Here is a 24,986-nt window from a genome sequence, read left to right as displayed (position 1 = left end):
CGGCTCAACTTTCCTGAAGGCAGTTTTCCGACGGCAGCGATCCATTCAGGACCAATCGCCCTCGGGCGTGCCATTGAAGCGCTTCTTCAGATCGGCCCAGCAGTCGATGTAATTGTCCTGCCTGGTGTCGAGTTCGGCAGCGTAGCGGGTCAGCATCTGCGGGAACCGGGTCTCGAACATGAAGGCCATGGTGTTGTCGAGCTTGACGGGCTTCAGATCCGCGCGCGAGGCCTTTTCGAAGCCAGGTGCATCCGGGCCATGGGCCAGCATCAGATTGTGCAGACTGATGCCGCCGGGAACGAACCCTTCTTCCTTGGCGTCGTACTGGCCGTGAATCAGCCCCATGAACTCGCTCATGATGTTGCGGTGATACCAGGGCGGGCGGAACGTATCCTCCGCCACCAGCCAGCGCGGCGGAAAGATGACGAAATCGATGTTGGCGGTGCCCTCCTCGCCGCTCGGCGCCGTCAGCACCGTGAAAATCGACGGATCGGGGTGGTCAAAGAGGATCGCACCAACCGGCGAAAACGCCGCCAGATCATATTTATAGGGTGCATAGTTGCCGTGCCACGCCACAACATCGAGGGGCGAATGGCCGATTTCCGTGACATGAAAATGTCCGCACCATTTGACGATCAGCCGGCAGTGCGTCTCCTTCTCCTCAAACCAGGCGCAGGGCGTCTTGAAATCGCGCGGATTGGCCAGGCAGTTGGCGCCGATCGGGCCGCGGTCGGGCATCGTCAGCTTGGCGCCGTAGTTCTCGCAGACATAGCCGCGCACTTCGGCATCGACCAGTTCGACCTTGAACACGAGACCGCGCGGCAGGACCGCGATCTCGCCGGGCCTGAGCTCGATGACTCCCATCTCGGTGACGAAGCGCAAGGCGCCCACCTGCGGCACCACCAGCAACTCGCCGTCGGCGTTGAAGAAATGGTCGTCGACCATCGACCTGTTGGCGACATAGACATGCGCCGCCATGCCGGTCTGCCCAAGCACGTCGCCGGCGGTGGTGATCGAGCGCATGCCGGCGATGAAGTCGGTCGGCTCCTTCGGCATCGGCACCGGGCTCCAGCGATACTGGCCGAGCGCCAGCTCATGATCGCCGACATTGGGCGCACTTTTCCAGAAGGGATAGCTCACCGACTTGAAGCGCCCGGTATGTCTGACGCTCGGCCTGATGCGGTAAAGCCAGGAGCGCTCATTGGTGCCGCGCGGCGCGGTGAAGGGCGAACCGGAGAGCTGCTCGGCATAGAGGCCGTAGGCCGGCCGCTGCGGTGAATTACGCCCGTGCGGCAGCGAACCCGGCAGGCTTTCGGTTTCGAAATCGTTACCGAAACCCGGCATGTAGGAAAAGGCCATCGCTTCCTCCTCGCGAATGCTTGACCAAATTGGTTTCATTTGTAACCATCCAAAATGTAACTATCAATGCCGTGCGCGGGCATTTCTCGATGGCTGGTCATGGAATCCGAAATCCTGGAACTCGAAAGCTTTCTGCCCTACCGGCTGTATCGGCTGGCCGATGCGCTGAGCCGCGAATTCTCTCGGATCTACAAGGAGCGTCACGGCCTCACACGGCCGGAATGGCGTACGCTTTCGGGGCTTGGCCAGCGCGGCACAATGACCGCGACGGAACTCGGCGCGCAGTCGGCGATGCACAAGACAAAGGTTTCGCGTGCCGTGGCGGAGCTTGAGCGTCGCCGCTGGCTCATCCGAACCACTGACGAGAACGATCGCCGCGTCGAGCACCTGGCGCTGACCAGAGCCGGACTTGCGGCCTATAGCGAGATGGTGCCACTGGCGAAGGCTTTCGAACAGGAGCTGCTGGCCCAGCTGAGCGCCGACCAGCAAGCCTCCATCGTCAAAGGCGTTGCGTCATTGGAAAGCGCGTTGGGTCTGAGACAGCGGCTATCGGCAGATAGAATATGAGACGGTGGCTCGACGCGACAGCGCCTTGAAGCAGAGACTGTCTGGCGGTCATTTTCGATCGCTGCTTGCTCGGTGGCGGATTTTCAGTGCTGTATGTCAGCCAGTGATCATCGACGGGCGAATTGGGGGAAGAATGAAGTCGCTGCTCGCGAGGCCGGTGGCCGTGGTCGTCTTGCTGTTTGCCAGAGCCATCACCGCTGTGCGGCCGTTTTGGCATGAAGGCAGATTGCCTCGGCGTCGCTCGATCTTCTTTGCCAATCATTCCAGCCATGGCGATTTCATCTTGATCTGGACTGTTCTGCCGCCGCGCCTGCGGCGGCGGGTGCGTCCCGTAGCGGGTGCCGACTACTGGCTGAAATCAAAAGTCCGAGCCTTCATCGGCCGTGACGTTTTCAATGCCGTCCTGATCGAGCGCAATCGCGATGGACGCACGCTGGATCCTGTCGAAAGCATGGGAGAGGCGATGAGGGAAGGCTCTTCGCTCATTCTCTTCCCGGAAGGCACGCGCAACCAATCCGACGCGTCCTTGCAGCCATTCAAGTCCGGGCTGTTCCATTTGGCGGCATCGCACCCGGATTTCGAGTTGGTGCCGGTATGGATCGCCAATCTCAACCGGGTGATGCCGAAAGGGGAATTCGTGCCTATCCCGCTGATCTGCACCGTGACGTTCGGCGAGGCAATGCACCTGGCTGACGGCGAGAGCAAGGATATGTTCCTCGAGCGGGCACGTGGGGCGCTGCTGGCGCTGGCACCGAAAAAGGCAGCGGAATGAGCTCAACCCAATTCGATATGATGGTTCTCGTGCTCGGCGTCTGCGGGATCCTGCTCGTGGCCTCTTTCGTGGGGCATATCCTGGAGCGACGGCTGTCGCCGGAAGGCTCCAACCCAGCCATCGAGAACCTCAACGCCCGTATCAATGCCTGGTGGGTAATGGCGATCCTCATCGCCATAGCATTCATCGCCGGGCGGATCGGCGTCCTGCTTCTCTTCGGCTTCTGTTCCTTCGCGGCACTTCGCGAATTCGTGACGCTGACCAATACCCGGCGTGCCGACCACTGGGCGCTGGCCACGGCGTTTTTCGTCGTGCTGCCGGTACAGTATGTGCTGCTCTGGATCGAGGACTACGAGATCTTTTCTGTTTTCATCCCGGTACGCCTTCCTGTTGATGCCCATCATCTCGGCCATACGGGGCGACACCCAGCACTTCCTCGTTCGAATTGCCGAGGTGCAATGGGCGCTGATGATCTGCGTTTTCTGCGCCTCCCACGTCCCGGCTCTTCTGACGTTGCATATTCCCGGCTACGAGGGTCGCAATGTGCTTCTGATAGCCTTCCTTGTCATCGTCGTGCAATTGAGCGACGTACTGCAATACATCTGGGGAAAGGCGATCGGGCATACGAAGATCGCACCAAAGCTTTCGCCGTCCAAGACGCTTGAAGGTTTCCTCGGCGGCGTTGCAAGCGCCAGCCTCATCGGCGCTGGCCTGTGGTGGATCACGCCGTTCTCTCCGCTTCAGGCGGGCGCGATGGCCTTCCTGATCACGCTGATGGGTTTTTTCGGCGGCCTTGTGATGTCCGCCATCAAACGTGACCGCGGCGTGAAGGATTGGGGCCATCTGATCGACGGCCATGGCGGCCTGATAGATCGGCTGGATTCGGTGGTTTTCTCCGCTCCGATCTTCTTCCATCTCACTCGTTATTTCTGGTCACCGGGATGAGGCAGTGATGAACACGGGCGATCGCAGGCCACTTGCAAGCCGCGACACGCGCTGGGCACAAGCGACGGCCAGACGTCTCGCCGCACTCTCCGTGACCCCCAACCAGATTTCGCAGGCCAGTATCCTCGCCGGCGCGCTGGCAGGCACGGCCTTCTGGCTTGGCGGGCAGAGCGGCGGCACTTCTCGTTTGCTGCTGTTGCTGGGCGCGGCGCTGTTTTGCCAACTGCGGCTGCTGTGCAATCTGTTCGATGGCATGGTCGCCGTCGAGGGCGGCAAGGCGTCGGCCGACGGGCCGTTCTGGAACGAGTTCCCGGACAGGCTCGCCGATATCGCCATCATGGCCGGCATAGGTTACGGCATCGGCATGCCTGGCCTTGGCTGGGCAGCGGCCTGTTTTTCGGTTCTCACCGCCTATGTGCGGGAATTGGGGCGGGCCAACGAGACGCCGAGTGATTTCACCGGACCGATGGCCAAGCCACATCGCATGGCAGTCGCAACCGTCGCGGCACTGCTATCTACCGGAGAATTCCTTTGGAATGGCCACAACGAAGTCTTGACGCTTGCGCTCGCCGCCATTGCCATCGGCGCCGCCGCAACTGCGTTGCGGCGCGCATGGCGACAGGTGCTGGCTGAAAACCAGGCGACCCTAGCATCGCCAGCCTCGAAGCCTGAGACTCCCGGCGCATCGATCACCAGTCCATCACCACCTTGCCCGAACTGCCGCTGCGCATCGCGTCGAATCCAACCTGGAAATCATCGATGCCGATGCGGTGCGTGATCAGGCCTGAGACGTCGAGCGGGCCCTGGACCAGCGCGATCATCTTGTACCAGGTCTCGAACATCTCGCGGCCATAGATGCCCTTGAGATGCAGCATCTTGAAGATGACCTTGTTCCAGTCGATCTCGAACCCGGTCGGCGCAATGCCGAGGATGGCGATCTTGCCGCCATTGTTCATGGTGTCGATCATGTCGCGGAAGGCGGGGGCTGCCCCCGACATTTCCAGGCCGACATCAAAACCCTCCGTCATGCCGAGCGCCGGCATCACGTCGCTCAGTTTTTCCTTGGAGGCGTCGACGACGTGCTGGACGCCAAGCTTGCGCGCAAGATCCAGCCGAACCGGATTGATATCCGTGATAACGACCTTCCTGGCGCCGACGCATTGCGCCACCAGCGCGCCCATGATGCCGATCGGTCCGGCGCCGGTGACCAGCACGTCCTCGCCGACCAGATCAAATGACAATGCGGTGTGAACCGCATTGCCCAGGGGATCGAAGATCGCGGCGATCTCGTCCGGCACATCGTCCGGGATCGGCACGACATTGTGCTGTGGGATCGCCAGGTACTCGCCGAAGGCGCCCGGGCGATTGACGCCGACGCCGAGCGTGTTGCGGCACAGATGCCCCCTGCCCGCGCGGCAGTTGCGGCAATGTCCGCAGACGATGTGGCCTTCGCCCGACACGCGTTGGCCGACCTTGTATTCGGTGACCGCGGCGCCGAAATCCGCGACGGTGCCGACGAATTCATGGCCGGTCACCATCGGCACGGGCACCGTCTTCTGCGCCCACTGGTCCCAATTGTAGATGTGGACGTCGGTGCCGCAGATCGCAGTCTTCTTCACCTTGATCAGGACGTCGTTGGGGCCGATTTCCGGCACCGGCACCTCTTCCATCCAGATGCCCGGCTCGGCCTTGGCCTTCACCAGCGCCTTCATCATGTTCGACATTCTTTTGTCCCTTGAATCTCTTGATCCGGAAGCGGTTTGCGGCGCCGGTCGCTCAGGAAATCACACCTAGTTCCTTGCCAACCGCACCGAAAGCCTCGACCGCCCGATCAATGTCGGCGCTGGAATGCGCAGCCGACATCTGCGTGCGGATGCGCGCCTGGCCCTTGGGCACCACCGGGAAGGAGAAGCCGATGACATAGATGCCGCGTTGCAGCATGCGCGCCGCCATCTCCTGCGCCAAGCTCGCATCGCCCAGCATGACCGGGATGATCGGATGGCCGGCGCCTGCCAGCGTGAAGCCGAGCTTCCCCATCTGTGTCCGAAACCGTTCCGCATTGGCATATAGGCGCTCGCGCAGGGCATCGCCATTGCGGATCATGTCGAACACTCTGATCGAGGCGCCGGCGATCGCCGGCATCAGCGTGTTGGAAAACAGATAGGGCCGCGAGCGCTGGCGCAGCCAGTCGACCACCTGTTTCTTGCCGGACGTGTAGCCGCCGGAAGCGCCGCCCAGCGCCTTGCCGAGCGTACCGGTGATGATGTCGACCCTGCCCTCGACGCCGCAATGCTCAGCCGAGCCGCGGCCGTTCCTGCCGACGAAGCCGACCGCGTGACTGTCGTCGACCATGACCATGGCATCGTATTTTTCGGCCAGATCGCACACACCCGCGAGATTGGCGATGATGCCATCCATCGAGAACACGCCGTCGGTGGCGATCAGCCGGAACCGGCAATCCTTCGCCTCCTTCAGCCGCGCCTCGAGATCCGCCATATCGTTGTTGGCGTAGCGGAAGCGCTTGGTCTTGGACAGCCTGACCCCGTCGATGATGGAAGCGTGGTTCAGCGCATCGGAGATGATCGCGTCCTCCTCGCCCAGAAGCGTCTCGAACAGTCCACCATTGGCATCGAAGCAGGAGCCGTAGAGGACGGTGTCGTCCATCCCGAGGAAGGACGATATCGTCGCTTCCAACTGCTTGTGCTCCTCCTGCGTGCCGCAGATGAAACGCACCGAAGCCATGCCGTAGCCGTAGCGGTCGAGCGCGTGCTTTGCCGCCTCGCGCAGGTCGGGGCTGTCGGCGAGGCCGAGATAGTTGTTGGCGCAGAAATTCAGCACCTTCTCGCCGCCGACCTCGATCTCAGCCGACTGCGTGGAGGAAATTACCCGCTCGGACTTGTACAGTCCGGCCGATCTGAGCCCCTCAAGTTCGCCGTCGATATGGGAGAGAAATGCTGCGGTCATGATCGTGCCTCGTTTGACGTGGGCCGACTGTCGTCCCGCACGCACAAAAAATCCACCGCAAAAGCGACCGGATCAGGTGGCTGGGTAATGTCGAACGGATGCCGCAGGCATGGCTCGAGGGACGATCCGGATCACATGGGCCGGCGAATGTTCAAATGCGGACCGGCCGCGAAAGAGGCCGATAACCATTTCGCGACCTTTAAGCCTTTCCCCTTGTCGGCCAGCTGTCGATTTCCAGTCCTGTTAATGTTTGCAGTTCAATGATGCTCATACAGGAATCCGTTGGCGAGAGGGCCGCCCCCCAAGATGTCGCAGCAGCCGGTGCAAACCGTTTCAGGCAAGCTCATACTGCTGATCAAGGCTGGTTATTGGCTGGCGCTGCTGATCATCGCCGCCATGGTGGTGGCTTCCTTCATCCTGCTGCAGCAGGTGATGGCCACCCAACGGCACAACCATACGCTGCTCGATATCGTCAGCACGCAAAAGACGCTGTCGCAGCGCATCGTCTTCCTCGCCGGTGCGACCGGTGCTGCTTCGCGCGACAAGCAGCCGGCGCTCGTCAACGCGCTCAAGCAGGCGACGGCGGAGTTCGAAACCAACTATGACCTGCTGCTCAAGCAGACGGCCGCCGATCCAAAGTCGCCGGCCAGGCTCGATCCGAAGACGATCGAGAACGTCCTTTTCGGCAAGCCTTTCCATCTCGACTATTTTTCCGTCGGGCTGGTCGCCAATGGCGAACGCCTGGTATCGGCCTTCTCGTCCCAACTCGCACTCGGCGACAATGGCGGCTACAAGGGCGGTTACGAGCGCGTCACCCTCGACGCCTCGGTCGCCAACGCAACATTGTCGGGCTATTCGGCGCTGGGCCAGCGCATCAGCGCTTTCGCCGACGAACGATCCGAAAAGATGCTCGATCTGCACCGCACGCTGTTTTACGCCACGATCGGCGTCATCGTTCTGGTGGCGCTGTTCATCTTCCGGCCCATGTCAAACGCGATCCTGCGCAAGACGCGCGAACTCGTCGATGCGCGCAATTCGATGGCCTTCATCGCCGTTCATGACGGGCTGACAGGTCTGCACAACCGCACATTCCTGACCGACCATTTCGACACGCTGATCAAGAGCGCGCATCGTCGGCGCGAACGTCTTGCGGTGGTGCAGCTTGATCTCGACCGGTTCAAGCAGATCAACGACACGCTCGGCCACGCCGCCGGCGACTATGTGCTGGTCATCACGGCCCAGCGCATGCGCGATTCCTGTCGGGCGTCGGATCTGTGCGTGCGCCTCGGTGGCGACGAGTTCGTGATGATCCTCAACGGCGCCGGCGGCAGCGAAGACATCAACATGCTGGCACGGCGCATTCTTGCGCACATCAACGAGCCGATCGTCTTCCAGGGCACGACCATTCTACCGGGCGCCAGCGGCGGCATCGCCGTCTATCCGATCGACGCCGACAACGCCCAGGACCTGCTGGTTCACGCCGATCTGGCGCTTTACTCCGCCAAGAAGATGGGCGGCGGCAATTTCTCGTTCTTCTCCGAGGAATTGCGTCGCGAACTCGATTATCGCAAGCAACTCGAGCACGACATCAAGGTTGCCATTTCACAGCAGGCATTCCAGGTCTATTTCCAGCCGCAGGTTTCACTGAGCGACGGCACGATCAGTGGCATCGAGGCGCTGGTGCGCTGGAACCATGCCGAGCGCGGCATGATCTCGCCTGGCGAATTCATTCCCGTCGCCGAGAAATGCGGTTTCATGCCTGATATCGGCCGCATCGTCATCAGCAAGGCGATCAACGAAGCCGCCGAATGGAACCGCGACGGCATTGCTTTCGGACGACTTGCGGTCAACGTATCCGGAACCGAATTGCGCGAGCACGACTTCGATGCTTTCCTGTTCGAGACGCTTGAGAAGGCCGGCCTACCGCCGCAGAAACTGTCGCTGGAAATCGTCGAATCCGTCATTCTCGATGACGAGAAGACAGGCATCGCGGCAAAGCTACGCCATATCAGGGCCGCCGGCGTCCATCTTGAGCTCGACGATTTCGGCACTGGCTACGCGTCGCTCAGCCACGTCAATCCCAACGAGATCGACCGGCTGAAGATCGATCGCCGCTTCGTCCAGAACATCCATGAGAACGGTGACAACTCCAAGATCGTGCGCGCCATCACCGAGCTCGCGCGCGGCCTTGGTATCTCGATCGTCGCGGAGGGCGCCGAGACCGAAGCCGAACTCGATTCACTGATGGCCATCGGATGCGACCAGGTGCAGGGCTACTCCATCGCCTTCCCGATGCCGCAGGACAAAGCCCGTGACTGGCTGAGCGCCCGCATGCCGAAGAAGGCTAGGCTAACGGTGCTGCAGGGAAGCCTGGCGTAGGCAGCCCTCACCCGCGCTTGACAACTCATCACCGAAATGGCGCCCTGTGACGATCGCAAACGGGTAGTCCCGATGCCGCTTCTGCTTGCTTTGCTGACCATGCTCGCCGCATTTCCCGCTTATGCAGCGGATCGCACCATCTATCTGACTTTCGATGACGGACCGCTGAACGGCACCAGCAACATCCTCGACGTGCTGGAAGCGCAGCAGGTGCCGGCGACGTTGTTCATGGTCGGCATGCATGCGCAGGCGAGCGCGGGCAACAAGGCATTAGTCAGACGCGCAAAAGCTCTGCCGCTGGTGACGGTCGGCAATCACAGCTACAGCCACGCCAACAACCGCTACCAGCATTTCTATGCCGATACGGAAGGCGTGGTGGCCGACATGCTGCGGGCCAATGCCGTGCTCGGGCTCGCTCCAGCGGTTCATGCGAGGCTGCCTGGGCGCGACGTGTTCAGACTGCCCTCAACGTCGAAGAACGACACCTCGCTCGGCCTTGCGCAGGAAGGCCGGGAGGAGCCGGACTACGAATTCGTCGCCGCTTCCGGCTTCTATCTCTATGGCTGGGACCATGAGTGGGTGCATGACGACACAGGCAAGCCGGTGCAGAGCGTCGACCACCTGGTCAGCGAGATCGATCACTTGTTCGGCTATGGCCGCTTCGTCAAGCGCGGAAAGATGATCCTGCTCATGCATGACGAGATGTTCCAGGACGGCTTCGACGGCAAGACGAAACTGACCAGGCTGATTACAGCGCTGAAGCAGCGCGGCTATGCCTTTGGGACAATCCAGAGCTATGACGACTGAGCGGGCGATCCCTAGATCGCCTAGTGTCGAAAGAGATTTACGTGGCGCGCCTTGGACATCGTCAGCTTTCCACATTGGCCCGCAAGGTCGCCAGCACTTGCGCAAACTCCGCCAGCCTGTCGTCTGACAGGCCCACGCGCAGCCGCTTGTCGAAGGCAAGCGCCGCCTTGCGCAGTGTCTCGAACATCGCCTCTCCGGCCTCTGTCAATTCGACCAGATGGACCCGGCGGTTGACGGGGTCGCGGCGGCGCGTCAGCAATCCCTGCGCCTCCATCGCGTTTAGATGATGGGTGAGCGTCGCTCCCTGTATGCCGATCATTCCGGCAAGCTCACGCTGGTTGGCAAGCTTGCTCGATTTGACCGACAGCAGAGTAAGCCAGACGGGCAATGTGCCGCCGGCTTCAACCAAAGCGGTGTCGAAGGCCTGTGCAACAAGCTTGGCGGTGCGGCCGAGATTCATGCCGACCGGCGGGCGTTCAAAGGGCGTCATGGCAAGACACTAGACGGTGTTTTCCACGGATGGAACTGGCACTCATTTATACATTGACATCTAACAGTTAGATGTCTAACTATTTGGACGACGGCGGGCAAGAGAGGAGAGCTAGTATGCAATATGTCTACATCATCACCATCGGTCTTCACGTCATGGCGGGGGTGTTCTGGGCCGGCACCACCATCACGCTGGCGCGCGACCCCGAGATCCGGGCTGAACGCTTCATTGGACCGCAAATGGGAGCGGCCGGCATGGTGTTTCTCACCGGTGCGCTGCTCTGGTATTTTTTCCATGGTGCCTATTTCGGCTCGATGGAAATGGTGCTGGCCCTCGGCATCGTTGCCGCCTTCGCCGCGGCTGGAGTGCTCAGCACCATGGTCCGCCGCACCAGCACGCAGCTTGCTGGTGCCGACGCGGCCACCGAACCTGCCCTGCGCGCGAAGATGGCCCAAGGCGAGCGAATCGCCGCCTGGCTGCTGGTTCTCACCGTGCTCTGCATGGCCACCGCCAGAATGTTCTGATCACGGATCGTACGGTGCCGGCGCAAGCAGGCGGCGTACGCGGCGCGCAACGAACCAAGGCAGCAGATGGCTCTCCTTGCGGAGGTTCCGTTGCGCGCCTCCTCGAAATTGTTAGCGACAGCAGCCTTTCAAATCCTTAGCCCGAACCGGATGCCGTCATAGATGGCGGCGTGGATGTTGCGCGAGGCGACGGCATCGCCGATGCGGAACAGCACGAAAGATCCTTGCGGATTGCGCTCGGGAAAAATGTCGCCGCCACTCACCAGCCGCTCATAGTCTATGGCGCCGCCGTTCGTCGCCAATGGCTTCAGCGAGAGATAAAGGTCGTCTAGCGGCGCCGTGCCATGCTCGACCACCACCTGGTCGACCCGCCGCTCGCCGCGCCAGCCGTCGGCGAAATCGGAGGCAAGCTCGGCAACCAGTTGATTGCCCTCGCGGCGCACCGAGCGCAGCCTTGTGTTGATGGTGATGGTGACCCCCTTTTCCTGGAAGGCACGCATGTAGGGTACGTGGTTCATGCCGCCCATTTCCGGCGCGAAGAATCGCTCCGGCGAAACCAGTTCCAGCTTCGAACCGGCAGCCGCGACGAGTTCCGCAGCGCCCATTCCCTGATGGCCTCCATTGTCGTCATAGAGCAGCACGTTTTCAGCCGGCTTGACGCTGCCAGCCATGATGTCCCAGCTCGATGTGACAAGAGTGTCGCCCGCCGTCAGCGGCGGATTCTGCGGCAGTCCGCCGGTGGCGATCACCACGACATCGGGCGACAACGCCAGAACGTCGTCCTTCTCGGCCCAACTGTCGTAGCGGATCTCGACGCCGAGCCGGTCGAGTTCGGCCAGCCGCCAGTCGACGATGCCGATCAATTCCTTGCGGCGCGGGTTCTGCGTCGCCAGCCTGACCTGCCCGCCGGCCTGGCAAGATGCCTCCAGCACCGTCACCTGATGGCCGCGCTCCGCGGCCACGCGCGCTATTTCCAGTCCGCCTGCACCAGCGCCGATGACGACGACTTTTCGCTTTGGTCCCTCGGCCTTGGTGATGATATGCGGAATGTCCGCCTCGCGGCCGGTCGCCGCATTGTGGACGCAGAGCGCCTCGCCGCCTTCGTAGATGCGGTCGAGGCAGTAGGTGGCTCCGACACACGGGCGGATTTCGTGCTCGCGCCCTTCCATCACTTTGCGGACGATGTGCGGATCGGCGATGTGGGCGCGGGTCATGCCGACCATGTCGAGCTTGCCGGCGGCGATGGCGTGGCGCGCGGTTGCGACGTCGGAAATTCGCGCCGCGTGGAAGGTCGGGAATTTCGTCGCCGCCCTCACCTCGCCGGCGAAGTCGAGGTGCGGCGATGAGCGCATGCCGGTCACCGGAATGACCTTGGTCAGTGCCGCGTCGGTCTCGATCGAGCCGCGGATGATGTTGAGGAAATCGACCTTGCCTGATGAGGCAAGCCGCCTGGCGATCTCGACGCCCTCCTCTTTCGACAGGCCTTGCGAAAAATCCTCGTCGGCGACCATGCGTATGCCGACGACGAATTTTTCGCCGACGGCCGCCCGCACGGCGTCGAGCACCATGGCGGTGAACCGCAGCCGGTTGTCGAGCGAGCCGCCGAACTCGTCGTCCCGATGGTTGGTGGACGGAGACCAGAAGCCGTCCATCAGATGGCCGTAAGCCTCGAATTCGATGCCGTCGAGACCGGCGGCCTGGCAGCGCTGGGCGGCGGAAGCATAGTCGGAAACGATGCGCTCTATATCCCAATCCTCGATGGTCTTGGGAAAGGCGCGATGTGCCGGCTCCCGCACCGGCGAAGCCGACAGCACGGGCAGCCAGTCGGCTTTGTTCCAGCCGGTTCGACGGCCGAGATGAGTGATCTGGATCATCACCTTGCAGTCATGCTCGTGGCAGGCGTCGGCCAGTTCCGCGAGCCATGGCACGATCCCGTCATCATAGAGATGCAAATTGCCGAAGGCGGCCGGGCTGTCGCGTGAAACGATGGCCGAGCCGGCGGTCATTGTCAGCGCCATGCCGCCCTTGGCCTTCTCCGTGTGGTAGAGCCGGTACCGCGCCTTGGGCATGCCGTCTTCCGAATAGGCAGGCTCGTGGCTGGTCGACATCACCCGGTTCTTCAACGTCAGATGCTTGAGCTGATAGGGCTGGAGAAGCGGATCGTTGCTGGTCATCGTCTTCCTGCGGTTTCAAATTGTGTTATTGAGCGGCCAGATGCGCCGCCCCTGAATGGATTGCGGCGTTTATTCCAATCTTCGTTCGCGCCGACCGCCATGGAAGCGTGCTTCCGGCGACAGGCAGGCAAGGAGCCGTCCATGATCGATACCAAAACCCTCACCCAGCTCGGCGCGCATGTCGAGACGCCACAGAGCCCGGAAGCGGCGGTCCTGGAAACCGTGCCGTTTTCGCGCGGCGACGGCCCGCCGGCCATCGTGCGCTTCACCTGCCCGGAATTCACCTCGCTGTGCCCGGTCACCGGCCAGCCTGATTTCGCCCATATCGTCATCGACTACGCACCCGACGCGGCTCTGGTGGAATCGAAGTCGCTCAAGCTGTTCATGACCTCGTTCCGTAATCATGGTGCTTTCCATGAGGATTGCACCGTCATGATCGGCCGCCGCATCGTGGCGGCAACGAGCCCGCTATGGTTGCGCATCGGCGGCTATTGGTATCCACGCGGCGGCATTCCGATCGACGTGTTCTGGCAGACGGGCGCGCCGCCGGAAGGCGCCTGGCTGCCCGAGACCGGAGTGGCGCCCTATCGCGGGCGAGGCTAGCTCGAACCATCATTCGCATTGGTACTGGCTGAGCGCCCATTCACCGGTCACCGATAGCAGGTCCGATATCTTCCATTCGCCGTCGACCCTTTTGAACTTCCACTCAAGGCGGTGCGGGTTGCCGGCGACGACGAAGGCGACGATGACCTTGGCCTGATCGCCATTGATCGCCTCGAGCGTCTTCAGGCTCTTGTCGATCTCGGCCTTATCATAGTCGGCATTGTCGAGCGCCATGTTGGGGTCGAGGCACTCGCCCTGCCCGGATTTGCGCAGCGCATCGCTCTTGTCGAGCACCGTTTTCGCCGGATCGACGAAATGGCGGCGCTGCGACGGATCGACCTCCAAGCCGAGCTGGTCGTAGAATGGCCGGACCACCGCTGTCGGCGAGCCCAGCTGAATTGGGGCGGCAGGTTCGCTCGGCGAGGCAGCCGGTGGTGTTGCCGGCTCGGCGGCTGCGCGAGGTGCAGGCGCTGGCGGCGACCCGTTGTCGTCGGGCGCGGTGGCCGCCGGAGCGTTTGCCGGCGGCGTGCCGAGTAGCCCCTGCGCGGCGCCGCCACTCAAGTCCGCCGCCATAATGCACACGGCCGACAGTGCCAGGAACCGGCGGCGGGCCATCGGATCACTCCGGATCTTGGCCCGCCAGACATTCGAGCTGGCTCAGCGTCCAATCGCTGGTCTTCGATGCGATGTCCGATATCCTCCACTTGCCGCCGATCTTCCTCAGCGACCAATGCATTTCGCGTTGTGCATCGTCTCCTTCCGGAAAGAGGCTGAAGCTCGCCACCACCTGGGCAGTATCGCCATCCACCATCTCGGACACTTTCAGGGTCTTGGAGACGGTCTTCTGGTCGAAATCCTGCGCATCGAGGCCCGGATCGAAATCGATGCAGGCGACCTGGTCCGGATTCTTCCTCGTTGCCTGATCGTTGAGGTCGAACAGTCTTGTCACCGGCTCGGTGAAGCGATCCCGGTATTTTGCGTCGGCCTCGAACTTGACATCCGGAACATAGAAGAACTTCACGGCGTCCGACGCCGGACCGGCCAGGGCGACAGCGGGAAAGGCCGTCGCAAGGGCGGCAAGGAGCACTGTCAGTCTCATGCAGAATCTCCGGCTTTTGATGGCTTGGCGCAATCCAGTAGCACGCATCCTGCATATCGGCTTTTTTGCGGCTCATGAAGCCCGCGGCCGCGTCGCGGCCGATGCAGGCCATCCGACAGGCGCGCGTGCCAAGACTGCGATCAGAGACCAAGCGCCACCTTGCGTCCATCATGGATGGCAAAAGCCGCCTGCCTTGAGGCGGTACAATCACCAATCGACGTGTGGGCAATTTTGCGCCTGTCGAGCTCGATGGAAAGCATGTCGGCTGCCATACTCGTCGTGGCGAAGATCAGCGCATCGGCTTCGACGTCCTGCTCGGTTCCGTCGAGCAGGGAAGCGACCCTGGCGGCCTTCCCGTCCCAATGAACGATGGCGCTCTCGGTCAAAAACCGCACCCGCAGCCTGGCGAGTGCGCGGCGCAGCGGCGCGTCGACTGCCATTCGCTGAAGCTCTTTGCCAACCAGGGCGTCAGGTGTCACAAGCGTCACATTGTGACCGTCCTCGGCGAGTTTCCAGGCGGTGCCGCACCCTTTCCAATTGCCGCCATCGTCGAGCAAGATAACATTTTTGCCTGGTCTCGCCTCACGGGCCATCACGGCTTCGGCCGAGAGAACCAGCCCGCCGCCCGGGATGCTTTCCCACTGCGGCAATGCCCGTTGGAAAGCGCCGTCTGACGGCATCGAGCCGGTTGCGATGATGACGTGGTCCGCGCCTTCGCGCTCGACATCCTCCGCCTCGACATATTGTCCGTACCGGACGTCGACCTGAAGCTGGCTGAGCTGGCGCTGGTACCAGTCGATCAGATCCAGAATCTGGGCGCGGCGCGGTTGCAGCCCCGCAAGGCGGAACTGCCCCCCAAGACGGTCGGAAGCCTCGGCCAGCGTGACACGGTGACCGCGTTCGGCTGCTACACGCGCCGCTTCGAGGCCGGCGGGACCGCCGCCGACGACCAGTACGCGCTTGGGTTGGCTAGCCGGGGCGAAGCGATCTCCGCCCCATTCCCATTCCCGCCCCGCCGAGGGATTGATGACGCAGCTGATCCAGTAGTCGCGGCTGCGTCGGCCCCAACACATCTGGTTGCAGGACAGGCACCCGCGAATGTCTTCCGGCCGTCCGGCGGCGGCCTTTGCGGCCAGGTGCGGATCGGCGATCTGCCCCCGCACGATGGAAACCAGATCAGCGTGGCCTTCGCTCAGCACACTTTCGGCATTCTGCGGCGTACGGATGTGACTCTCGGCGGTGACCAACGCGTGGCGCACGGTGGATTTGAGCACGGACGCCAGGTCGGCGCCGAGCTTTTCCGGATAAACAAAGGTCGGGATGATTTTGTAGAAATCGAAGTAGGAGCCCGTTCCACAAGTCACATAATCCATCAAAGAATCGCGGTCGTGGAGGTCGATTATCTCGGCCAATGCTTCGCGCTTCAGCGCCACCTCCACTTCCGGTTCGTCGTTGACCGCAAGGCCGATGATGAAATCATCGCCGCATTCCCGGCGAATTCTGCTCATCACCTCACGGCTCATCCGGGTGCGATTTTGAAGGCTGCCGCCCCACCGGTCGTCGCGGCGATTCGACCAGGGCGTCCAGAACTGGTCCAGTATCGAATGATACGCCGCCCAGACCTCGACGCCGTCGAAACCGGCCTCGCGGCAACGGCGCGCCGCCTGCACGAAACCGTCGATCGTTTCTTCGATCTCGGCTTCGGACATTCGATGCGAACCGTCAGAGTCGTGATAACTCGGCAGTCCGGAAGGGGACCAGCCGGCATGGAACGAGTTGTCCGCGTCCGCGTGCTGACCGACATGATAGAGCTGCTGGATGGCGACGGCGCCATTGCCGCGGATCGCTTCCGTCACTTTGCGGAAATGGGGGATCACGCTGTCGTCGGAAGGACGGAAGTTGCCGCGGGTAAGAATCGCGGCCCGGTGCACCGGCATCGGCTCGACGACGATCATGCCCGCGCCGCCGATAGCGCGTTCGGCATAATAGCCGACATGCCGTTCTGTCGGCAGTCCCTCTACCGCCATGTTCGCGGTATGGGCTCCGAACACGATCCTGTTGCGTAAGGTCTTGCCGCGCAGAGCAATCGGCGTGAACAACCGGTTGAAGACCTGCCCAGACATGTACCGCTCCTCAAAAGCCCTAGCGGCAGCACCCGAGCGCCAGCGCCCGCAGCCATAATCGATTTGCCGGACAGCCGGCACCTGAAAGGGTGCCGGCATTCGCCAATTGCAGCTAGGCGTCCAGCCAGACGTTCTGGAGGTCCATTTCAAAAGTCTGGTGGACGCCGTAGTTCTTCACCTTCTTGCTCGTATGACTGTAGAGCTTCTGCCAGAACGGCTGGATGATGACGCCGGAATCCTGCAGGATCTGCTCGACATCCTTCATCACCTCCTTGCGCTTGGCGACGTCGATCAGCGATAGCGCCTGCTTGAGCTTGGCGTCGAAATCGGGATTCGAATACGCCGATTCATTCCAGGCCTCGCCGGTGCGATAGCCGAGCGCCAGCACCTGGACGCCGAGCGGGCGCATGTACCAGATCGTCATCGAATAGGGATATTTCGTCCAGTCGTTCCAGAACGTCGAGCCCGGCAGCACCGTCCGTTTCACCTTGATTCCGGCCTCGCGCAGCTGGCCCGCGATGGCATCGCCGGTGTTCTTCTGCCAATCGTCCTCGATGGTGATCAGCTCATGCTCGAAGTCGGCCTGACCCGCCTCCGCCATCAGCTTCTTGGCGCCGGCGGCATCACGCTCCTTCTTGGGCAGCGGATAATATTCCGGATGGATGGGGCTGACATGGTGGTTTTCGCCGACCGTGCCGCGACCGCTGTAGCCGAGCTGCAGCACCGCGTTGTTGTCGACCGCCATCTGGAGCGCGTTGCGAACACGCTTGTCATCGTAGGGTTTGTGCGTGACGTTGGTGCGCGCAACCAGGGTGGTCGCGGTCGCCACCTCCGATTTCTCCAGCCCCATCTTGTCGAGGATGTCGATAAAATCGGCAGGCGACTCGAAATTGAGGTCGATTTCGCCGGAATCGAAGGCATTCACCGTGGCGTTGAAATCGGTGCCGTAGTCGATGAATTCGACGCCGTCGAGCGGAGCTTCGCCGCCCCACCATTTGCCGTTCTCGCGGCGCTTGACGACGGCTTTCTGGCCGACATCGTAAGAGACCAGCTCGAAGGGTCCGGTGCCGATCGGCTTCTTGATCGGATCGGCGCCATCGGCATCGAAATTGCGGTGGACGACGAGCGCCGGATAGTCGGTGAAGTTCGGGATCAGCGAAATGTCGGGCTCGGAGAGCTTCAGCTTGACCGTGTTGTCGTCGACCTTGGTGATCGCGCCGTCCCTCGCCTTGCCGGTCTTGGCGTCGATCAGCGCGCCGACACGCGCGGCCATGGAGTTGCCGGCGACGCCCTTCTCGCACCAGCGCGTCACATTGTGCACCACATCATCGGCGTTGAAGGTATCGCCATTGTTCCAGGTGATGCCCTTGCGCACATGCAGCGTATATTCGGTGGCGTCGTCGTTGATGTCCCAGCTTTCGAGCAGCACCGGCTCGAAGGTGAACTGCCTGGTATAGCGCACAAGCGGCTCCAGCCAGGTGCGCGAGATGTTGGCAAGCTCAACCCAGTCATAGGTGCGCGGATCCTTCTGCGCCTTCACCGACATCGAGACATGCAGCGTTCCGCCCTTCTTCGGCTCCTCGGCCAAGGCGTTCGTCGGCGCGGCAAGACCGATCATGCCATAGGCCAGAGCCGTCGATGCCCCGAAGGCGCTTGCCAGCGCCAGGAATTCGCGTCGGTCGATCCGACCCGCACGCGCCTCCTTTGCCATCGCCTCTATGGCGCTTGGAACACGATCACCATTGCTTTTGAAAAGCGTCATTTTTTTCCTCCCTTGTGGTTCCCGTCAGATCTTCGTCCTGTCAGCTAACGCTGTCCGGCAGTTTCTCCTCGCGCAGCGCGATAAAATCCCTGAGACCGTCTGCGATGCCCTCATCGAGCTTCGGCTCCTCATAATCGGCCAGCATGTTGCGCGCTTTCTCGCGGCCGCGCGTGTCATGGTCCTTCGCCCCTTCGGCCTTCCACTGTTCGTAGGAGTTGAAATCCATGATGCTGGGCATGAAGAAGGCTCGCTCGAAATGCTCGAGCGTGTGCTGTGTGCCGAGGAAATGGCCCTGCGGCCCCACCTCGCGGATGGCGGCCATCGCTTCCTTGAAATCGTCGAACGGCAGCCCGCCGGCATATTTGTACCAGCCGACGAGCTGTTCGCAGTCGGTCGCGAATTTCGAATAGCCGCAGGTGAGACCCGCCTCGAGCCATCCGGCCGAGTGCCAGATGTAGTTGGCGCCGGCAAGGATGGCGGCATGCATAAGCATGTTCGCCTCGTAGCCGGCCTGGGCATCGTTCAGCTTCGAGCCGACATGGAAGCCGGACGTGCGCCACGGCAGGCCGTATTTCCGTGCCAGCGCGCCCATCAGGTACATCATCTGCGCGGCCTCCGGCGTGCCGCCCATCGGAGCGCCGGTCTTCATGTCGACCGTGACCATGAACTGGCCGTAGATTTGAGGCGAGCCCGGACGCAGGAGCTGGGTGAACGCTACACCGGCAAGCGCCTCGGCATTGACCTGCGCCACCGCGCCCACGGCCGAGGCCGAGGTCGAGGCGCCGCACAGCGCGAAGGGCGCCAGGATCAGCGGCTGATTGTGACGGGCATAGACCTTCATCGCATCCAGCATGGTGGCATCCCATACCAGCGGTGAATTGCAGTTGGTGATCGACACCAGCACAGGGTTGTCGCGCACGTAATCCTCACCGAACACGATGCCCGCCATCGCCATCGTGTCTTCCGCCCGATCCTTGGAAGTCACGATGCCCATGAACGGCTTGTCGGAATGCTTCAGCGCCGAATGGATGATGTGGAGGTGACGCTTGGGCACCGCTATTTCCATCGGCTCGCAGATGATCGAGCTCGAGGAATGCAGGGCCGGCGCCATGTAGGCGAGCTTGTGGAAATTGTTGAGGTCGGCGAGCGTGCCGTAGCGCCTGACATTGTCGAGGTCACGCACATAAGGCGCGCCATACATCGGCACGAAGATGGAATTCTTTCCGCCCACGCGCACCGTACGCTCAGGGTTGCGCGCGTTGAGCGTGAACTCCGACGGCACCTTCGAGACGAGCTCCATCAGCAAGGCGCGGTCGATCCGCACTCTTGTCTCGGAGACGTCCGCGCCGGCGGCCTTCCACATTTCGATGGCCTCATCGTCGCGGAACTCGCATCCGACGTCCTCCAGGATGGCGAGCGATTCCTGGTGTATGAGTTCCACTGCCTCGTCCGGCACCATCTGATAGACGGGGATTTGGCGGACCAGTGTCGGAAACGACGTTACCGGAGCTCCCCGCAGCGCCTTGCGCCCCAGGCGGCCGCCGGCTCGACGATTGGAGTGTTCGGTCACAGCGGCCGGTGCGTTCATGGCAACTCCATTCCTCTTATACCTCGCAGCCTAGACGCACAAAACAGGAATGTGACGCTGGAAAATCCTGATCTCTTGTATAAGCTCTGCTTATGCGAAACCTGCGCCACCTCCTGCCCTCGGCCGGCAGCCTGATCGTCTTCGAGGCGGCGGGCCGCCTGTCGAGCTTCACCGCCGCCGGGCGAGAGCTCGGCATGACCCAGGCCGCCGTTTCCTACGCGGTGCGCGGGCTGGAGGAACAGCTCGGCGCCAAGCTGTTCCAGCGCCGTCACCGGCAGGTCAGCCTGACGGAGGCCGGCGAGCGTTTCCACGCCGACGTCTCGCTGGGCCTGTCCCACATCCGCAAGTCGGCGGAGGATCTGCGCCTGCAGGCGACCGGCGGCCACGTGACGCTTGCCGCCTCAACTGCGTTCGGCTCCTTCTGGATGATGCCGCGGCTGCAGCAGTTCCGCGACGAACTGCCGGGCATTGATCTGCGCATCCAGACCGCCGACCGCGACCTCGACATCATCGCAGAGGGCATCCCGCTTGCCGTGCGCGGCGGCGAACCGAGGGACTGGCAGGACTATCATTCGCTGCCGCTTGCCGACGAAGAGATCTTTCCCGTCGCCGGCACCAGCTACGCGGCGAAGTTCGGCCTGCCCAAATCGGTCGCGGAACTGGCCACGCACCGTCTCATCCATCTTGAGGAGCCCTATCGGGAGGCGGCGAGCTGGAATGAGTGGTTCGAATCGGCTGGCGCCCGTCTCGGCGATACCGCGCGCGGCCTGCGCATCAACGACTACGGGCTGGTAATCCAGGGCGTCATGGAAGGGCAAGGCATCGCGCTCGGCTGGCGCCACCTTGCCGAGCGGATGCTCTCGACGGGACTGCTGGTGCCGGTGACGGACCATGTGCTCAAGACCGGCAAGGCGTTCTATGTCATCTGGCCGAGGAACCGGGAGCTTAGCGAGAATGCCCGCAAGGTACGGGATTGGCTGGCAGCGCAAGCGTGAGGTCGTTCACTGTTTTCACCGTACTTCACCCTCGCCCGCTCGGCACGAATCCGCCTATACTGTCACCATGCCCATACGCCAGCTTTCTGAAACGATGATCAACCAGATCGCCGCCGGCGAAGTCATCGAGCGTCCGGCAAGCGTGGTGAAGGAACTGGTCGAGAACGCGCTTGATGCCGGTGCAGGAAAAGTCGAGGTCGTCACGTCAGGCGGCGGGTTGAACCTGATCCGTGTCACCGATGACGGCTTCGGCATCCCCGAACAGGAGCTTTCGCTGGCGATTGCACGCCATTGCACCTCCAAGCTTGCCGAAGACATCCACGACATCCGCTCGCTCGGCTTTCGCGGCGAGGCGCTGCCATCGATCGGCTCGGTGTCGCGGCTGTCGATCCGCTCGCGCACGGCGGCAAGCGACAGCGCCGCCGAGATCGGCATCGAGGGCGGCAGGATCTCGCCCGTCAGGCCGGCGGCGGCCAATCGCGGCACCACCGTGGAGGTGCGCGACCTTTTCTTCGCCACCCCGGCAAGGCTGAAATTCATGAAAGGCGAGCGCGCCGAAAGCTCGGCGACCAGCGACGTGGTCAAGCGCATCGCGATCGCCTTTCCGACCGTTCGCTTCACGCTCACCGGTTCCGACCGCTCGACGCTGGAATTGCCGGCGACCGATGACAGCGCGGAAGGCAGCCTGCGCCGCATCGCCCAGGTGATGGGGGTCGAGTTTCCCGACAATTCCATTGCCATCGATGCGATGCGCGAAGGCGTGCACCTGACCGGTCATGTATCGATCCCGTCCTTCACCCGCGCCAACGCGCTGCAGCAATATGCCTATGTCAATGGCCGGCCAGTGCGCGACAAGCTGATCGCCGGCGCTATCAGAGGCGCCTTCGCCGACGTCCTGCCACGCGACCGCCATGCGGTCACGGTGCTTTTCCTGACACTCGACCCGGCGATCGTCGACGTCAATGTCCACCCAGCCAAGGCCGATGTCCGCTTCCGCGACCCCGGCCTGGTGCGCGGGCTGATCGTCGGCGCCATCCGTCAGGCGCTTGCCGAAGCCGGCATCCGCGCCGCCACTTCCGGTGCCGCCGGCATGATGGCGGCGTTCCGGCCGGGAGCGGCGTCATACGCCTATGGCGGCCCGGCCAATGGTCACCGCAGCTACGAAGCGGCCTACCGCGCCTCGGGCTCTGCCGGTTTCGACCACGCACGCTCGCCGCAACGGCCACTCGACATGGAGTTCCAGGGTTCAGGATTCGAACGAAACGGCGGGTTCGGCGAAAACGAGCAGGCGGCGTTCGATGCCGGCCCGATCGCCAGCGCCGACGCCCGGGCAGGACAGGGCGAAGCGGCGGAGACGCTGCTTGGCACGGTGCTCGGTGCGGCACGGGCGCAGGTGCATGAGAACTACATCGTCGCCCAGACCAGGGACTCACTTGTCATCGTCGACCAGCATGCCGCGCATGAGCGGCTGGTCTACGAGGCGTTGAAGAACGCGCTGCACGCGCGCGCCGTGCCGTCGCAGATGCTGCTTCTGCCGGAGATCGTCGACCTGCCTGAAGAGGATGCCGAACGGCTTGCCACGCATTCCGAAACGCTCGCCCGCTTCGGGCTCGGCATCGAGCGTTTCGGGCCGGGCGCCGTGGCCGTGCGCGAGACACCGTCGATGCTGGGCGAGACCAACGTCCAGCAATTGGTGCGCGACCTCGCCGACGAGATCGCCGACAACGACACCGTCGACACGCTGAAGGAAAGGCTGGACAAAATCGCGGCGACCATGGCCTGCCATGGTTCAGTGCATTCCGGCCGCCTGCTCAAGGCCGAGGAGATGAACGCGCTGCTGCGCCAGATGGAGGCCACGCCCGGCTCCGGCACCTGCAACCACGGCCGCCCGACCTATATCGAACTCAAGCTGGCGGACATCGAAAGGCTGTTCGGGCGGCGGTGAAGTTTGGCCCTATGTCGGCAAGGCCGGGCGCCATCGGTCACTTCTTTTGCTGGTAGTTCCTGGCGGAACGATTGAAAATGTAATCCATCGTGTGTCCGTTGCCGCCGCCACGAAAGTTCACGGAGATGATGTCCTTGCGACGCTCCACCCATTTCTGGACGTTCATGTAGATAGGCGTCATCAACATGCCCGCATCGCAACCATCGTCATCGAAAGGGATTTGCTGGACGACCTTGCCGCTGGTCTTCTTGATGACCTGCATTTTCGTCATGCAAATCCCTGAACCGGTGTTTGTGTAAAGTCCGGCAAACCGGTCGGCAGCGGTCTCAGCCCAAAAGGGAATTTCGACAGTTCCGTCGAGTTTCGCCTCGCCCGTGTCGTCCAGGCTTGCAACCTTCTTCAGCGTGACCGGAAATTTGTCCGCGCCTTTGCGCCAGGTCCCTCTCGCACCGCTTTCGCCGATGTCGAGGGAAAGCGGGCAATTCGTGGTATCGACTGGTGTCTTCGATCCCATCACCATGATGCGTTCAAATTCCTGGTCGTCCGAAATCGCGCACAGCGAGAGCCTGGTGCCGCTGACCGTGCCGTAGAGCGCGATCGGACTCTGCCTGGCGTCGTAGAAATAACTTCCCTCGACCGTTATGCCGCTGCCATAGCTGTCATATGTCTGAAGCGATAGATGAACGGGATCGGGTCCTATCGACCCTTCGTAGTTCTCCACGTGATACCAGCCGGCGACGGCCTTTTGGCTCAGCAGCAGCAAGCAGAAAAACGCGGCCACGAACGCTCTTCCCATCCCGATCCCCTCCATCAGCGCAAATCAGGATAGCGCGCCTTATGCCCGTATCACAGGGGTTGCCGGTTGAAGCAGCGCGACTTGTGGATTTGAGTGGGAAAACAGCCGCAACTCTCTGATTTATCGTTTCAAATTCACTACGATGACGCCCCCTAGCGCCAGCGCGCCGCCAAGCAGGCCGAGCAGCATCGGGACTTCGCCCAGCCAGAAGAAGCCGATCAGGGCGGACATGGGAGAGACCAGATAAAGGAAGTTCGAGGCACGCGCCGCAGGCAAGCGCGAAAGCGCCGTCGCCCAGGCGGCATAGGCGATCAGGCTCGGCACGACGCCGAGATAGATGACGGCGCCCAGCCCCCCCATATCGGCGACCGCCGCCTGCGAAAAAGCTGCCGGCAGGAAGGGCGCCAGGCAGAGCGCGCCGAGCACCATATTCGAGGCCGCAATGGTCAGTGGATGATGGCGGGCGAACAGCGGCTTCTGGACGATGGTGTTGACCGCCGAACAGAGCGCCGATCCCAGCACCAGGAGCGCACCCGTGTCGAAATGCAGGCCCTGTCCGTCGGCCATGGCGATAATGCCGATGCCGCTGAAGGAAATGGCAGTACCGACCCAGGCCATCGTCGAGAATCGTTCGCCGAGCAGCGCCATCGCCATGATGGCGGTGAAGATCGGGCTGACATTGATGATGAATCCGGCAGCACCGGCCGAAACCGTCAGTTCGCCGAAATTGAGCATGGCGGTGTAGAGCGCGACGAAAACGGCGCCGCCAAAGGCCAGGCGCCACAACTCGCCTGTGCGCGGCAGCGTCGGCCGCCTGACAGCAAGGAAGATCGCCGCAGGTACCGCGGCGATGGCAAAGCGCAGGGCGCCGAGTTCGAGCGGCCCGAACGCGGCGAGGCCAGCCCGGATCGCCGGAAAGGCCGAGGCCCAGCCAATCACCGTCAGCGCCACCGCTACGGCCGCGGTGGTGTCCATCCGCTGTGCTGGATTCAACGTGCTCGTCATCGCCCTCATCTCATCGTCCTCCCGTTCTTTCGCCTCTCGATGGGGAGAAAACGCTTTTTCGGACCAATTGACAAACGACCAAATCGAGG

20 protein-coding genes and 2 pseudogenes are annotated in these 24,986 nt (G+C 62.4%); 10 read left to right on the top strand and 12 right to left on the bottom strand.

All coding sequences use genetic code 11. The annotated features are described in order from the left end of the window. Positions 1 to 45 precede the first annotated feature (45 nt). Complete coding sequence (hmgA, locus tag LB545_RS19130; protein ID WP_140565151.1) at positions 46 to 1,359, bottom strand: homogentisate 1,2-dioxygenase; 1,314 nt, start codon at positions 1,357 to 1,359, stop codon at positions 46 to 48. A gap of 99 nt (positions 1,360 to 1,458) precedes the next feature. Here hmgA and LB545_RS19125 point away from each other — a divergent pair, with 99 nt between their 5' ends. From LB545_RS19125 to LB545_RS19110, 4 genes and pseudogenes are all read left to right on the top strand, one after another. Continuing rightward, complete coding sequence (locus tag LB545_RS19125) at positions 1,459 to 1,926, top strand: MarR family winged helix-turn-helix transcriptional regulator (protein WP_140650046.1); 468 nt, start codon at positions 1,459 to 1,461, stop codon at positions 1,924 to 1,926. A 133-nt stretch (positions 1,927 to 2,059) separates the two neighbouring features. Next, entirely contained in the window at positions 2,060 to 2,698 is a 639-nt protein-coding gene (locus LB545_RS19120) for a lysophospholipid acyltransferase family protein (RefSeq protein ID WP_140670154.1), read from the top strand. Further along, positions 2,695 to 3,643: pseudogene (locus tag LB545_RS19115) on the top strand (phosphatidate cytidylyltransferase). Before LB545_RS19120 ends, LB545_RS19115 begins: the two are co-directional and overlap by 4 nt. Before the next feature lie 4 nt (positions 3,644 to 3,647). Beyond that, a pseudogene (locus tag LB545_RS19110) lies at positions 3,648 to 4,253 on the top strand (CDP-alcohol phosphatidyltransferase family protein); the annotation flags it as partial. Between the two features lie 79 nt (positions 4,254 to 4,332). On the opposite strand, the gene tdh reads toward LB545_RS19110, so the two are convergent. Together tdh and LB545_RS19100 are read right to left on the bottom strand one after the other, a co-directional pair. Beyond that, positions 4,333 to 5,367 (bottom strand): L-threonine 3-dehydrogenase, encoded by a 1,035-nt coding sequence (gene tdh / locus LB545_RS19105; protein ID WP_140494176.1) that lies wholly within the window; start codon positions 5,365 to 5,367, stop codon positions 4,333 to 4,335. A 52-nt stretch (positions 5,368 to 5,419) separates the two neighbouring features. Then, positions 5,420 to 6,607: a glycine C-acetyltransferase gene (locus tag LB545_RS19100; RefSeq protein ID WP_140565147.1), complete on the bottom strand. Its 1,188-nt coding sequence runs from the start codon at positions 6,605 to 6,607 to the stop codon at positions 5,420 to 5,422. A 306-nt stretch (positions 6,608 to 6,913) separates the two neighbouring features. On the opposite strand from LB545_RS19100, the gene LB545_RS19095 reads away from it, so the two are divergent. Then, on the top strand, positions 6,914 to 8,986 hold the full coding sequence (locus tag LB545_RS19095; protein WP_140494180.1) for a putative bifunctional diguanylate cyclase/phosphodiesterase: 2,073 nt from the start codon (positions 6,914 to 6,916) through the stop codon (positions 8,984 to 8,986). Between the two features lie 72 nt (positions 8,987 to 9,058). After that, positions 9,059 to 9,793, top strand: a complete 735-nt coding sequence (locus tag LB545_RS19090) for a polysaccharide deacetylase family protein (RefSeq protein ID WP_224705642.1) — start codon at positions 9,059 to 9,061, stop codon at positions 9,791 to 9,793. A 61-nt stretch (positions 9,794 to 9,854) separates the two neighbouring features. On the opposite strand, the gene LB545_RS19085 is transcribed toward LB545_RS19090, so the two are convergent. Next, positions 9,855 to 10,283 carry a MarR family winged helix-turn-helix transcriptional regulator gene (locus LB545_RS19085; RefSeq protein ID WP_140494184.1) on the bottom strand — a complete coding sequence of 143 codons (429 nt, stop codon included), beginning with the start codon at positions 10,281 to 10,283 and terminating at the stop codon, positions 9,855 to 9,857. Positions 10,284 to 10,399: 116 nt separating this feature from the next. On the opposite strand from LB545_RS19085, the gene LB545_RS19080 reads away from it, so the two are divergent. After that, positions 10,400 to 10,807, top strand: a complete 408-nt coding sequence (locus LB545_RS19080) for a hypothetical protein (RefSeq protein ID WP_140521694.1) — start codon at positions 10,400 to 10,402, stop codon at positions 10,805 to 10,807. 128 nt (positions 10,808 to 10,935) lie between these two features. Here LB545_RS19080 and LB545_RS19075 read toward each other — a convergent pair whose 3' ends face one another. After that, the gene (locus tag LB545_RS19075; protein ID WP_224705640.1) at positions 10,936 to 12,981 is read right to left on the bottom strand and encodes an NADH:flavin oxidoreductase; all 2,046 of its coding nucleotides are present in this window, start codon (positions 12,979 to 12,981) and stop codon (positions 10,936 to 10,938) included. A 141-nt stretch (positions 12,982 to 13,122) separates the two neighbouring features. Between LB545_RS19075 and queF the strand changes: the two genes are divergently transcribed. Continuing rightward, positions 13,123 to 13,584 (top strand): preQ(1) synthase, encoded by a 462-nt coding sequence (queF, locus tag LB545_RS19070; protein ID WP_140515582.1) that lies wholly within the window; start codon positions 13,123 to 13,125, stop codon positions 13,582 to 13,584. Positions 13,585 to 13,593: 9 nt separating this feature from the next. Here queF and LB545_RS19065 read toward each other — a convergent pair whose 3' ends face one another. The 5 genes from LB545_RS19065 to LB545_RS19045 all read right to left on the bottom strand — a co-directional run bounded on the left by LB545_RS19065 (position 13,594) and on the right by LB545_RS19045 (position 20,156). Next, the gene (locus tag LB545_RS19065; protein WP_140521690.1) at positions 13,594 to 14,199 is read right to left on the bottom strand and encodes a hypothetical protein; all 606 of its coding nucleotides are present in this window, start codon (positions 14,197 to 14,199) and stop codon (positions 13,594 to 13,596) included. A gap of 4 nt (positions 14,200 to 14,203) precedes the next feature. Then, positions 14,204 to 14,683, bottom strand: a complete 480-nt coding sequence (locus LB545_RS19060) for a DUF3828 domain-containing protein (protein WP_140521688.1) — start codon at positions 14,681 to 14,683, stop codon at positions 14,204 to 14,206. 140 nt (positions 14,684 to 14,823) lie between these two features. Further along, entirely contained in the window at positions 14,824 to 16,806 is a 1,983-nt protein-coding gene (locus tag LB545_RS19055) for an FAD-dependent oxidoreductase (RefSeq protein WP_140522172.1), read from the bottom strand. Between the two features lie 112 nt (positions 16,807 to 16,918). Next, positions 16,919 to 18,568, bottom strand: coding sequence for an ABC transporter substrate-binding protein (locus LB545_RS19050; protein ID WP_140728241.1), 1,650 nt, complete (start codon positions 18,566 to 18,568; stop codon positions 16,919 to 16,921). Between the two features lie 40 nt (positions 18,569 to 18,608). Beyond that, positions 18,609 to 20,156: a trimethylamine methyltransferase family protein gene (locus LB545_RS19045; protein ID WP_140624617.1), complete on the bottom strand. Its 1,548-nt coding sequence runs from the start codon at positions 20,154 to 20,156 to the stop codon at positions 18,609 to 18,611. A gap of 92 nt (positions 20,157 to 20,248) precedes the next feature. Here LB545_RS19045 and LB545_RS19040 point away from each other — a divergent pair, with 92 nt between their 5' ends. Together LB545_RS19040 and mutL are read left to right on the top strand one after the other, a co-directional pair. Then, positions 20,249 to 21,151: a LysR substrate-binding domain-containing protein gene (locus tag LB545_RS19040; protein ID WP_140494187.1), complete on the top strand. Its 903-nt coding sequence runs from the start codon at positions 20,249 to 20,251 to the stop codon at positions 21,149 to 21,151. A 67-nt stretch (positions 21,152 to 21,218) separates the two neighbouring features. After that, entirely contained in the window at positions 21,219 to 23,096 is a 1,878-nt protein-coding gene (gene mutL, locus LB545_RS19035; protein ID WP_224705638.1) for a DNA mismatch repair endonuclease MutL, read from the top strand. 37 nt (positions 23,097 to 23,133) lie between these two features. On the opposite strand, the gene LB545_RS19030 is transcribed toward mutL, so the two are convergent. Both LB545_RS19030 and LB545_RS19025 read right to left on the bottom strand, forming a co-directional pair. Then, on the bottom strand, positions 23,134 to 23,877 hold the full coding sequence (locus LB545_RS19030) for a hypothetical protein (RefSeq protein ID WP_224705636.1): 744 nt from the start codon (positions 23,875 to 23,877) through the stop codon (positions 23,134 to 23,136). 135 nt (positions 23,878 to 24,012) lie between these two features. Further along, entirely contained in the window at positions 24,013 to 24,906 is an 894-nt protein-coding gene (locus LB545_RS19025) for a DMT family transporter (RefSeq protein ID WP_224705634.1), read from the bottom strand. Positions 24,907 to 24,986 lie beyond the last annotated feature (80 nt).

Source organism: Mesorhizobium sp. BR1-1-6 (assembly GCF_020165355.1).
GTDB lineage: Bacteria > Pseudomonadota > Alphaproteobacteria > Rhizobiales > Rhizobiaceae > Mesorhizobium.
Note: the sequence above shows the minus strand (reverse complement) of the source record. Positions and strands in the feature narration are given on the sequence as shown.

Bases quoted from the DNA above. Each gene is read 5' to 3' on its own strand.
- hmgA (WP_140565151.1), bottom strand. From the start codon at position 1,359: ATGGCCTTTTCCTACATGCCGGGTTTCGGTAACGATTTCGAAACCGAA.
- LB545_RS19125 (WP_140650046.1), top strand. From the start codon at position 1,459: ATGGAATCCGAAATCCTGGAACTCGAAAGCTTTCTGCCCTACCGGCTG.
- LB545_RS19120 (WP_140670154.1), top strand. From the start codon at position 2,060: ATGAAGTCGCTGCTCGCGAGGCCGGTGGCCGTGGTCGTCTTGCTGTTT.
- tdh (WP_140494176.1), bottom strand. From the start codon at position 5,367: ATGTCGAACATGATGAAGGCGCTGGTGAAGGCCAAGGCCGAGCCGGGC.
- LB545_RS19100 (WP_140565147.1), bottom strand. From the start codon at position 6,607: ATGACCGCAGCATTTCTCTCCCATATCGACGGCGAACTTGAGGGGCTC.
- LB545_RS19095 (WP_140494180.1), top strand. From the start codon at position 6,914: ATGTCGCAGCAGCCGGTGCAAACCGTTTCAGGCAAGCTCATACTGCTG.
- LB545_RS19090 (WP_224705642.1), top strand. From the start codon at position 9,059: ATGCCGCTTCTGCTTGCTTTGCTGACCATGCTCGCCGCATTTCCCGCT.
- LB545_RS19085 (WP_140494184.1), bottom strand. From the start codon at position 10,283: ATGACGCCCTTTGAACGCCCGCCGGTCGGCATGAATCTCGGCCGCACC.
- LB545_RS19080 (WP_140521694.1), top strand. From the start codon at position 10,400: ATGCAATATGTCTACATCATCACCATCGGTCTTCACGTCATGGCGGGG.
- LB545_RS19075 (WP_224705640.1), bottom strand. From the start codon at position 12,981: ATGACCAGCAACGATCCGCTTCTCCAGCCCTATCAGCTCAAGCATCTG.
- queF (WP_140515582.1), top strand. From the start codon at position 13,123: ATGATCGATACCAAAACCCTCACCCAGCTCGGCGCGCATGTCGAGACG.
- LB545_RS19065 (WP_140521690.1), bottom strand. From the start codon at position 14,199: ATGGCCCGCCGCCGGTTCCTGGCACTGTCGGCCGTGTGCATTATGGCG.
- LB545_RS19060 (WP_140521688.1), bottom strand. From the start codon at position 14,683: ATGAGACTGACAGTGCTCCTTGCCGCCCTTGCGACGGCCTTTCCCGCT.
- LB545_RS19055 (WP_140522172.1), bottom strand. From the start codon at position 16,806: ATGTCTGGGCAGGTCTTCAACCGGTTGTTCACGCCGATTGCTCTGCGC.
- LB545_RS19050 (WP_140728241.1), bottom strand. From the start codon at position 18,568: ATGACGCTTTTCAAAAGCAATGGTGATCGTGTTCCAAGCGCCATAGAG.
- LB545_RS19045 (WP_140624617.1), bottom strand. From the start codon at position 20,156: ATGAACGCACCGGCCGCTGTGACCGAACACTCCAATCGTCGAGCCGGC.
- LB545_RS19040 (WP_140494187.1), top strand. From the start codon at position 20,249: ATGCGAAACCTGCGCCACCTCCTGCCCTCGGCCGGCAGCCTGATCGTC.
- mutL (WP_224705638.1), top strand. From the start codon at position 21,219: ATGCCCATACGCCAGCTTTCTGAAACGATGATCAACCAGATCGCCGCC.
- LB545_RS19025 (WP_224705634.1), bottom strand. From the start codon at position 24,906: ATGAGGGCGATGACGAGCACGTTGAATCCAGCACAGCGGATGGACACC.